The sequence below is a fragment of the Mesorhizobium sp. M7A.F.Ca.MR.148.00.0.0 genome (genome assembly GCF_003997735.1).
In the GTDB taxonomy this organism is placed as follows: Bacteria; Pseudomonadota; Alphaproteobacteria; order Rhizobiales; family Rhizobiaceae; genus Mesorhizobium.
Map to the genome: position 1 here is coordinate 1 of NZ_RZTB01000291.1, position 247 is coordinate 247.

Sequence of the window (247 nt, forward strand, 5' to 3'; positions counted from 1 at the left end):
CACGAAGTCCGGCGGCGGTGAAGGCTTCTTCCCACCCTTCCTTAGGATCGACAACGCGTTGCTGTTTTCTCCTCATGCAGTCAAACGCATGATGCCCGAGAGAAATCTGCTCTACAGGCTAGTCCGAACCGACCAGAAGACCTTCGACAATATCGTATCGAGCCATTTCGAACCCTCTCTCTTGAAAGATGCGATCGAGAGCCTTTCTAGTATGGACGGAGTTGAGGTCCGGCAGGGTGTCCGTTGG

The 247-nt window shown here is 53.8% G+C and carries 1 protein-coding gene; it reads left to right on the forward strand.

All coding sequences use genetic code 11. From position 1 onward, the window contains the following. Positions 1–247, forward strand: a 247-nt coding sequence (locus EOB49_RS37105) for a hypothetical protein (protein WP_206526189.1), incomplete at both ends; no start/stop codon positions are given.